Below are 9,042 nucleotides of genomic sequence, written 5' to 3'. Positions count from 1 at the left end.
GGCTTGAGCACCGCGACCGGCGCAGCAGCCTCCTCACCCGACGCCTCCAGCGCCTCGTAGGGCTCAAGCGCCTGCAGCAGCTCGGGCCGCGACGGCGCGGCAAACGGCAGTTCGGTGCGGGGCAGCCAGTTGACCACCTGCATGGCGGTCAAGTAAGCGCGACGTCGGGACTCGATAAGCACAGCTCGGCCACTTGTGGATAAGTAAAGAGCGGGGATTCTACCGCTGTTCGGCAACAATCGCCCACTGTGCACTGACCGGCTGTGGATAAATCCCGCGCCTGATGCAGTACAATCGCGACTTTTAACCGCCAACCAGCCGGCCATTCCCATGATCGAACCCAAGCGCGTCCTGCGCGCCCTCGCCGAACACTGGGCCTTACTTGAGCCACTGTGCGAACACTTCGACCAAGGCACCCTGAGCCTTGGCGAGTTGCGCGCGCAACTGGCCGCCCAACAACTGGACAGCACGCCCCAGGACATCACCAGCCTGCTGGACGTGTGGATTCGCCTGGATATCCTGGTGCCTGTCGCCAAGAGCCCGAACCGTTTCGAGCTCAACGCGCAGATCCATGACTTCCTCGCCTATCTGCGCAAGGAGCACCGGCTTGGCCTGTGCCTGGAAATCGAAGCCTACCTGCGCCACCTCGAGCGCTTGGCCGGTTATATCCAGGACGCCTTCGACATCCGTGATGGTCATGACCTGGCCCGCCAACTGCGTCTGCTGGATATGCGCGTACGCGACGTGCTGAAAAAACTCGCCAACGACGAACAGGCCCTCGCTGCCGTGGCCGACCGCGCCAAGACCAGCGACCGACAGATTCCGTTGCGCCAGCGTTATGCCGAGGTCTTGGCGACCTGGGACGAATACGTCGAGCCGATGATCCAGCTGGTCAACGCCGACGGCGCCTTCGAACAGGGCGTGCGCAAAGTCGAAAACGTGCTGCTGCGCATGCTCACCGAGCAACAGCGCCTCGGCCACCTGGTGGACGACGACATGCTGCTGCGCACCCACGCGCGTATCCTCGAAATGCAGACCAGCGCGCAGCTGACCTTGCGCCACGCCCGCGAGCTGCTGCTGCCGTTGCGTGAAGAAGCGCGCCGGCACAACGCCGTGACCCGCGGCGCGGCGCTGGCGCTGTCGGCAATCCGCCGCAAAGGCTTGGACGCCGTGCCGCAGGCGGCGATGCCGATGTTCACGCGGCCGCAAAGCACCTTTCTTGGCAGCGCGAGCCAGGTCGAGGCGTATGTGTATGCCCTGGCGAATTTCGAGCCGAAACCGGCGCGGTTCCCCAAGGCCCACAAAACTCACAAGGGCGACGCCCAGCGTGCACCGCGCACGGTCAAGGAAATGCTCGAGCGCTGCGAAGACGCACTGCCGATGCCGGACCTGATGACCTGGCTGCTGGAGCAGGAACCGGACGGCGCCACCGACGAATTGCTGTACTGGTTCTCGCGGCTCTCGCGTGAAAAACGCTTCAAGCGCGAGCGCCTGGAACGCCGCGACTACCACACACACGAGCACCAGGTCAGCCTGCGCTCATTCGCCCTGCTCCCGGCCAGTTCCGACGCGGCCGAGCACTCTGCGAGCATCCCTAATGCATCTTGATCTATCCGAACTGTCCCAACTGGCGCCGATCTTTCGCGAGCTGTTCAAGGGTTACCACGTCAGCCGCCGCGACCCGGAGCTGTACGCGCAACTGTCGAACTTCCAGGACCAGTACCGCACACTGTTCAAGGCCCTGGGCTTCGAGCTGGTGTGCGATACGCGTGGCTTTTACTACTTTGTGCCGGACTCCGCCATCGCCAGCGCGCAGGTGAACAAGACCGCCCAGCGCCTGGCGCTGTTCACCTTCATCCTCGTCGAGCATTTGGCCGACCAGGGCCGCGACCCGATTGCCGTGCTCGACGGTGGCAGCCTGGGCCGCGATGAGCTGCCTTCCCTGCTGGAAAAGTACCGCGACCTGTTTATCCAGGCCGAAGTGCAGACCCAGGAAGAGCTCGAAGAAAAAATCATGCGCCGTATGACCCAGCTCGGTTTCGCCAGCGAAGACAACGGCATTTACCGTTTCCTGCCGCCGATGCACCGCTTCCTCGACGTGTGCCTGTCGGTGCAGCAGGACCGCGACCTCGCGGCCAGCGTACACAGCGTGTTGCCACTGCCGGCGCCGGTGATCATCGACGAAGACAGCGACGAAAAACTGCTGAAGACCGATGACCCGCTGGACCTCAGTGACTTCTCTGACGAGAGCGAAGAAGACGCACTGGCCCGTGCGATTGCCGAAGAACAGGAGACCGACGCATGAGTAAGGAACGCTACGGCATCCGCCGCTTCGCGCTGTTGAACACCGCCGGTTACAGCCTGGGCTTGTTCCCGCTGGAAGAGCCGCTGTCGGTGTACGGCGCGAACAACCTGGGTAAATCCGCTTCGATCAACGCCTTGCAGTTCCCGATCCTGGCGCGCATGTCGGACATGAGTTTCGGCAAGTACACCCTCGAGCAATCGCGACGTTTCTACTTTGCCACGGACACCAGCTACATCCTCGTGGAAGTCTCGCTGCCCCATGGCCCACACGTGATTGGCGTGGTCGGGCGCGGCCCGGGCGGCGGTTTCGGTCACCAGTTTTTTGCCTACGCCGGCAAGCTGGACCTGGCGCATTACCAGAAGAACGACACCTGCCTGCGTCAGAAAGAGCTGTTCACCAACCTTGAGCGCGAGGGCCTGAAAGCCTACGAGCTCAAGCCGGACGAACTGCGCCGTTTGCTAGTGGGCGGCCACACGTCGATCCCGCTGGACCTGACCCTGATCCCGCTGCGCTCTACCAGCGAGCAGAGCCTGAAGACCTTCCGCGCGCTGTTTATCAACCTGCTGCACATGCGCGAAATCACTGCGGCCAAGCTCAAGCAATTGTTCCTCGATGCGTTCGAACACAGCCTGCGTTCGGGCAGCGTGGATTACATCGCTGCGTGCGAAGAAGCCTTCCGCGATGTGCGACGCATGGAGCAGGACTACAACTCCCTGGTCGCCGCCGGCCCGTTGGTTGAGGCACTGGCGAATGGCGTTCGGCAACGCGACACGTTGCGCGGCAAGTTGCATCGCCTGTCGCCACTGCTGGACTCGCTGCTCGGCACTTGGTCGGACTACGCCAGTGCGCGCAAGGAAGAGCTGACCATCCAGGCCGAGCACTACCGCAATGAACAGGACGCGCTGCAAAACGACCAGCGCGGCGGCACCCAGGAGCTGATGCGCCTGGAGCGCGAAATCAGCGGCATCCAGCGTTGGCTGGGCGAGCTGTCGGTGCTCAAGCATCGCTTTGCGTTGGTGGATGACGTCAAGGTGCTGGAGCAGCAACTGTTGGCGGCCAAGGATGCCCACGATGAATTGGCCGGCGCGCTGGCGCAGTCTCGACAGTTCAGCGCCGAGGACCTGGACGAGCGCTTGCGCGACCTGGAAAAACGCCTGAAGTCGGTCAAGCAGCAGCTTGATCACGCGGACAACAACAGCTACGCCAAGCTGCGCGAAGAATTCTCTCAGCAGGATGTCGAGCGGCTGATGCGCCTATTCAACAGCTCGTTGTTCAGCTTGCCGCTGGGCGAGCATGGCATCACGCTGGATGAGGACGGCCAGTGGGTCAAATCCCTGGAGCAGATCCTCGATGGTTTCAAGGGCGAGCGCTTTGAAGTGCCAGGGCTGTCCATCGACATCTCACACATCGAACCGCCGGCCCTGCAGGCGCTGGCTGATCGCGCGGCATTGCGTGACCAGAAAGAGCGCCTGGAAAAAGAACTCAAGCAACTGAAAACCCAGCAAGCCGTGGCCTCCGACCGCGCCGCGAGCAAGACCCAGACCGAAGCGCTGTACCAGCAAGTGCTGGATGCGCAGAAGGCCCTGGAAGACTTCCGCCGCGCGCAAACCCTGAGCGCCGAAGAAGGCGAGAAACTGGAAAACCTGGCGCAGATGGAAGCCGCCCAGGACGAGTTGAAACGCTCCAGCGATGCCTTCACTGAGCGCGTCCAGCAACTGTCGGCCAAGCTGCAACTGGTCGGCCGCCAGATCGGCGACATGGAAGCCAAGCAACGCACGCTGGATGACGCCCTGCGCCGCCGCCAGTTGTTGCCGGCAGACTTGCCGTTCGGCACGCCGTTCATGGACCCGGTCGACGATTCCATGGACAACCTGCTGCCGCTGCTCAATGACTATCAGGACAGCTGGCAAGGCCTGCTCCGCGCCGACGGGCAGATCGAAGCGCTGTACGCGCAGGTGCGCCTCAAGGGCGTGGCCAAGTTCGACAGTGAGGATGACGTGGAGCGTCGCCTGCAACTGCTGATCAACGCGTATGCGCACCGCACTGACGAAGCCCTGACCCTGGGCAAGGCGCGGCGCGCGGCGGTAACCGATATCGCGCGCACCCTGCGCAATATCCGCAGCGACTACGACAGCCTGGAACACCAGTTGGCGCTGTTCAACCGCGAGATCAACAAGCGTCAGGTGTCGAACCTGCAAAGCTTCCGTATCGTGCTCGCGCCGAACAAGGAAGCGCTCAAGCATATCGACCAGATCATCCACAGTGCCGGTCAGTATGAAGAAGGCGAAACCCTCTCGGTGTTCGACCTCAGCCAGAGCGCCGAGCAGGACAACAAGAACGAGGAAGCCAAGGAATACCTGGCTCGCCTAGTGGCTGCCAACCATAACCAGTTGGGCCTCAAGGACCTGTTCGAGCTGGCGTTCGAGATCACCAAGGTGCACGGCCAACCGGTGATTCATACCGACATCGATGGCGCGGCCTCCAACGGCACCACCATGACCATCAAGGCGCTGACCAACATGTACTTGTTGCTGCACTTGATGGACCGCGACCAGGCCGGGCGTGTGCGCTTGCCGTACTACCTCGACGAGGCGGCGGACATCGACGAGAAGAACCAGGCCGCGCTGCTGGAAACCAGTTTGCAACTGGGCTTCGTGCCGATCCTGGCCAGTGTGAAGCCGCAGGTGTCCGCTCAGGTCGCGATCGACCTGGAAGGCGGCAGCGGGCCGAACGGGATCTACATTGATGAGGCGGACTGGAAGTACATTCGTCGCCACGATGCAGTGAAGGCCACGGTGAATGTGCAGGCGGACGAGCCGGAACTGGATGAAGTCTGATCGGCTGCACTGAAATGCAAAAGGCCGCGACCTTATGGATCGCGGCCTTTTTTTATCGTGTTGAATAGTGCTGTGTTCTTGAGGGCCTCTTCGCGAGCAAGCGCAGCGATCTATTTGCCGAGCGGTATTTTTGGCGCCCAGGTCAGCCACTCTTCTTCGAACTTGTCGAACAGCGGGAAGGTCTGCTGAGGCCGGGCAGCATTGCCCATGCGCTCGCCGTCCGGGGTGGCGAAGGCAATACCGCCGGCGACCAGGGTTTCCAGGGATTCGGTGCGTACCGTCGCGCCCTTGAACAGACCGAAATCGAGGCCGAAACCGCTGGTGTTCCAAAAGCGGCTGCCGCCACGCACCAGCGGCGCGTACTTGGGTTCGATCAAGATGTGGATCAGCACGCGGTCGGCGGTCTGGCCCAACTCGTAACCGGTGACTTTACCCACGGTGACTTCACGGTAAGTGACCGGCACCCCCTCCTTCAGCGAGCCACGGCGTGCGGCGCTGAGTACAAGGCTCAGGCCCGCCTCCTGATGGACGGCTTCAGGTGGCTGGTCCAAGGCAACGAAGTTCTTTTGCGGCCCGGCATTCTTTGCCGCCGGCTGCACCTCTATGTATTGGCCGGTGACCAGGGTTTCCAGGTTGGAGGTTTTCATCAAACCCAGCTCAGGCTTGACCACCCAGAACTGGCTACCGACGCGCGCAATGCGGTCCGCCACTTGGGTGATGCGTGCGCTGAGCAGCACCGATTGCATGTCGGCACTGAGGTCGACGCTCTCGATCTTGCCCACATCCAGCCCCTTGAACCGCACCGGGGTGCCAGGTCGCATGCCGTCGGCGCGGTCGACCTTGATGGTGACCAGCGTGCCGTGTTGGTTGGCAGCCTCGCGGTCAGCGAAGAGACGAAAGCGCGGGATGCGTTTTTTCAGCGGCACATTCGGTTCCGGTGTTTCGAAGGCGATGCCGCCGGCCATCAAGCTCGCCAGGGACTCACTTTTCACCTGAATGCCGCCGGTGAGACCGCCGGTCAAGGTAACACCACTGGCGTTCCAGAAACGCGTCGAGCCATTGACCAGGTTTTCGTATTCCTTCTCGATATGAACGCCGATCACCAGTTGCTTGTTCTTGCGTGAGAACTGGTAGCTCTGCACCGAACCGACCTTGACCTGCTTGTAGAGGATCGGGCTACCGACATCCAGGGAACCGAGGTTGTCGGTGAACAGCACCATGTGCAGGCCCGGGGAGCGCAGGTCCAGCGGCGGCGCTTTGGCACGCGCGACAAATTCCCGTTGTGGCGCGCTGCCTTTGTCGCCGGGGCGGATGGCGATGTAGTTACCTTTTACCAGAGCTTCCAGACCGGTGATGCCGGCCAGCGAAATGGAGGGTTTGACCACCCAGAATTGGGTGTCCTGCACCAGGTAATCTTCAGCCAGTGGGTCGAGGGTCAGCTCGGCGTTGGCGCTGGACAGATCCGGGTCGATCTTCAGGGTTTTCAGGCTGCCGACCTGGATGCCTTTGTACATGACCGGGGTGCGCCCGGCCTGCAGGCCCTCGAAGTCGGTGAGCTTGACCTTGACCCTGATGCCGGCAGCGGCGGCGTCGAAGTCTTCATACAAACGGAACGGCAGGCTCGGATCGGTCGGCGGGCTGTCCTTGCGATTCTCTGGGGTAGCAAAGGCAATGCCCCCGGCCACGATGCTGGAGAGCGATTCACTGCGCACTTTCACCCCGGAGAGGTTGGCGTCGATGCTGATGCCGCTGGCGTTCCAGAAACGTGTGTGTTTGCGCACCAGGTTGGCGTAGGTCGGCTCGATGTAGACTTTGATCTCGACCGTGCTCTGGTCTTCGGAAAGCAGGTAGCTTTTGACCTGGCCGACCTGAATCTGTTTGTAGAACACCGGGCTGCCGCGGTTGAGCGAGCCGAGGCGATCAGCTTTGATAGTCAGGTGCAGGCCAGGCTTGGCGTCTGACAACGGCGGCTCTTCAGAGAGCGCCTTGAATTTGCGCGTGGGCTCACCGTCACCTGGGCTGGCAGCGATGTAATTACCTGACACCAGGGTTTCCAGGCCAGTGATACCGGCCAGGCTGACGCTGGGTTTGACCAGCCAGAAGCGGGTATTGGTCTTGAGGTATTGCTCGACGTCCTTGTCCATCTCGATGGTAGCGATCACGCCACGATTGTTGCCTTCGTCATCCAGGGCCAGGGTCTTGACCTTACCGACGGGCATACCTTTGTAGACCACCTCGGTCTTGTTGACCTGAATCCCTTCGCCGCTTTCAAAGCGTACCTGGATTTCGATGCCTTGCTGGGAGTAAGCGCGCCACCCCAACCAGCCACCAATAATCAGGGCAATCAGGGGCAGCACCCAGATGGCCGACCAGTTGGAGGCCGGTCGGGTTTTAGCTTTAGGCAAATCACTCATGGTCGTCGTCCGACTCCGTGTTATCCCAAATCAGTCGGGGATCGAAGGTTACTGCGGCAAGCATCGTCAAGATCACCACACTGGCGAACGCCGCAGCACCGAGGTTTGCCTCGACACTGGCAAGTCGCCCAAAGTTTACAACCGCCACCAGAATCGCGATCACGAAGATATCCAGCATGGACCAGCGGCCAATGAATTCGATAAACCGGTACATCACAATGCGTTGTTGCGCGGACAGCGGCTGATGACGCTGCACCGAGAACAGTAGCAGACCGATGCCCACCAATTTGAAGGTCGGCACCAGAATACTGGCGATGAATACGACCGCTGCAATGGGGAACATGCCGTGCTGCACCAGTTGGACCACGCCGGCCATGATGGTACTGGGATCACCCTGGCCAAGAGAGTTGATGGTCATGATGGGCAACAAATTGGCAGGGATATACAGAATGGCGGCTGTAATCAGCAATGCCCAGGTACGGGCAAGGCTGTTAGGGCGGCGCTCATGAATCAGCGCTCCGCAACGGGTGCAGAGTTGCTCGTCGGTATCCGGCTCTTGCTTGTTCAGCTCGTGGCATTCGGTACAAATCAGAATGCCTGCATCAATCGCCCGCATGATCATCCTCTCCTGACAGTGCTTGCCAGATCTGGTGGGGCGACATCACCACCTCAAGCAGTACCTGAACCATTAATAGACTGATAAAGCACACCAGCCCAAGGCCGATCGTGATAGAGGCCATGTCGGCGAGCTTTACGATCGCCACCAGGACCCCCATTAGATACACCTCCAACATCCCCCAATCTTTCATATGGTGGTAGATGCGGTACAGCAGCAGCCCGTAGCTGCGGCCAATCTTCCAGCGAATACTGAGCAAAACGGCCAGTTGGCAAAGCAGTTTAAGCAGGGGAACCCCCATACTGCACAGGAACACAACGGCGGCGACGCCTTGCATACCCGTATCAAACAGACCGACCACGCCGCTCCACACGGTGTCCTCCGAGGACTGCCCGAGTAAATTGAGCTTCATGATGGGCAAAAAGTTCGCAGGGATGTACAGCAACAGCGCGGCGATCACCAAGGCGAGACTGCGCTCAACGACATTGTGGCGGTGAGCGTAGAGCTCGTAACCGCAACGCGGGCATTGGGCTTTTTCGCCAAGGGCGAGGGCTGGCTTACGCATCAGCAAATCGCACTCATGGCATGCCACCAGGTCGTCCAGTGGTAAATCCGACACCTCAAGGGCATCAACCGGATCGGGCATAGATAGGGCTCTGACTCTAAAAAAGGTTAGGGCCTATTCTAGTGGTCTGGTTCAGAAATAACTGTGCAAATTTGTCCGCAGATTCTGATCGCCCCGGTTTCCAACCGCCCAAAACAAAACCCCTGCTTGCGTTAGCAAACAGGGGTTCTGGAATTTAATCTTGACGATGACCTACTCTCACATGGGGAAACCCCACACTACCATCGGCGATGCATCGTTTCACT

The 9,042-nt window shown here is 60.6% G+C and carries 6 protein-coding genes and 1 pseudogene; 3 read left to right on the top strand and 4 right to left on the bottom strand.

Features of this window, described 5'->3' with window-relative positions; translation table 11 throughout:
* A pseudogene (locus WBR57_RS17330) lies at window positions 1-143 on the bottom strand (energy transducer TonB); the annotation flags it as partial.
* Window positions 144-330: 187 nt separating this feature from the next.
* Between WBR57_RS17330 and mksB the strand changes: the two are divergent.
* Genes mksB through mksF form a run of 3 tightly spaced genes read left to right on the top strand, consistent with a single transcriptional unit; the run spans window position 331 to window position 5,142 of the window.
* Window positions 331-1,608 (top strand): Mks condensin complex protein MksB, encoded by a 1,278-nt coding sequence (gene mksB / locus WBR57_RS17325; RefSeq protein ID WP_424084975.1) that lies wholly within the window; start codon window positions 331-333, stop codon window positions 1,606-1,608.
* Window positions 1,598-2,305, top strand: a complete 708-nt coding sequence (gene mksE, locus WBR57_RS17320) for an Mks condensin complex protein MksE (protein ID WP_122539385.1) — start codon at window positions 1,598-1,600, stop codon at window positions 2,303-2,305. The genes mksB and mksE overlap by 11 nt, the downstream gene beginning before the upstream one ends.
* Window positions 2,302-5,142, top strand: a complete 2,841-nt coding sequence (gene mksF, locus WBR57_RS17315) for an Mks condensin complex protein MksF (protein WP_424084973.1) — start codon at window positions 2,302-2,304, stop codon at window positions 5,140-5,142. Before mksE ends, mksF begins: the two co-directional genes overlap by 4 nt.
* 110 nt (window positions 5,143-5,252) lie before the next feature.
* Here the strand turns inward: mksF and WBR57_RS17310 are convergent, their stop codons facing one another.
* The 3 genes from WBR57_RS17310 to WBR57_RS17300 are packed head-to-tail and all read right to left on the bottom strand — an operon-like array spanning window position 5,253 to window position 8,818.
* Complete coding sequence (locus WBR57_RS17310) at window positions 5,253-7,556, bottom strand: MlaD family protein (RefSeq protein WP_424084971.1); 2,304 nt, start codon at window positions 7,554-7,556, stop codon at window positions 5,253-5,255.
* A complete protein-coding gene (locus tag WBR57_RS17305; protein ID WP_424084969.1) occupies window positions 7,549-8,172 on the bottom strand; it encodes a paraquat-inducible protein A in 624 nt (207 codons plus the stop codon). The genes WBR57_RS17310 and WBR57_RS17305 overlap by 8 nt, the downstream gene beginning before the upstream one ends.
* A complete protein-coding gene (locus WBR57_RS17300) occupies window positions 8,159-8,818 on the bottom strand; it encodes a paraquat-inducible protein A (protein ID WP_424084967.1) in 660 nt (219 codons plus the stop codon). Before WBR57_RS17300 ends, WBR57_RS17305 begins: the two co-directional genes overlap by 14 nt.
* Window positions 8,819-9,042: the final 224 nt, after the last annotated feature.

This window comes from Pseudomonas sp., from assembly GCF_049590575.1.
Lineage (GTDB): Bacteria > Pseudomonadota > Gammaproteobacteria > Pseudomonadales > Pseudomonadaceae > Aquipseudomonas.
This window is presented reverse-complemented; position numbering and strand designations above follow the sequence as displayed.

Excerpts from the sequence above, each read along its gene's own strand:
- mksB (WP_424084975.1), top strand. The coding sequence starts at position 331 with ATGATCGAACCCAAGCGCGTCCTGCGCGCCCTCGCCGAACACTGGGCC.
- mksE (WP_122539385.1), top strand. The coding sequence starts at position 1,598 with ATGCATCTTGATCTATCCGAACTGTCCCAACTGGCGCCGATCTTTCGC.
- mksF (WP_424084973.1), top strand. The coding sequence starts at position 2,302 with ATGAGTAAGGAACGCTACGGCATCCGCCGCTTCGCGCTGTTGAACACC.
- WBR57_RS17310 (WP_424084971.1), bottom strand. The coding sequence starts at position 7,556 with ATGAGTGATTTGCCTAAAGCTAAAACCCGACCGGCCTCCAACTGGTCG.
- WBR57_RS17305 (WP_424084969.1), bottom strand. The coding sequence starts at position 8,172 with ATGCGGGCGATTGATGCAGGCATTCTGATTTGTACCGAATGCCACGAG.
- WBR57_RS17300 (WP_424084967.1), bottom strand. The coding sequence starts at position 8,818 with ATGCCCGATCCGGTTGATGCCCTTGAGGTGTCGGATTTACCACTGGAC.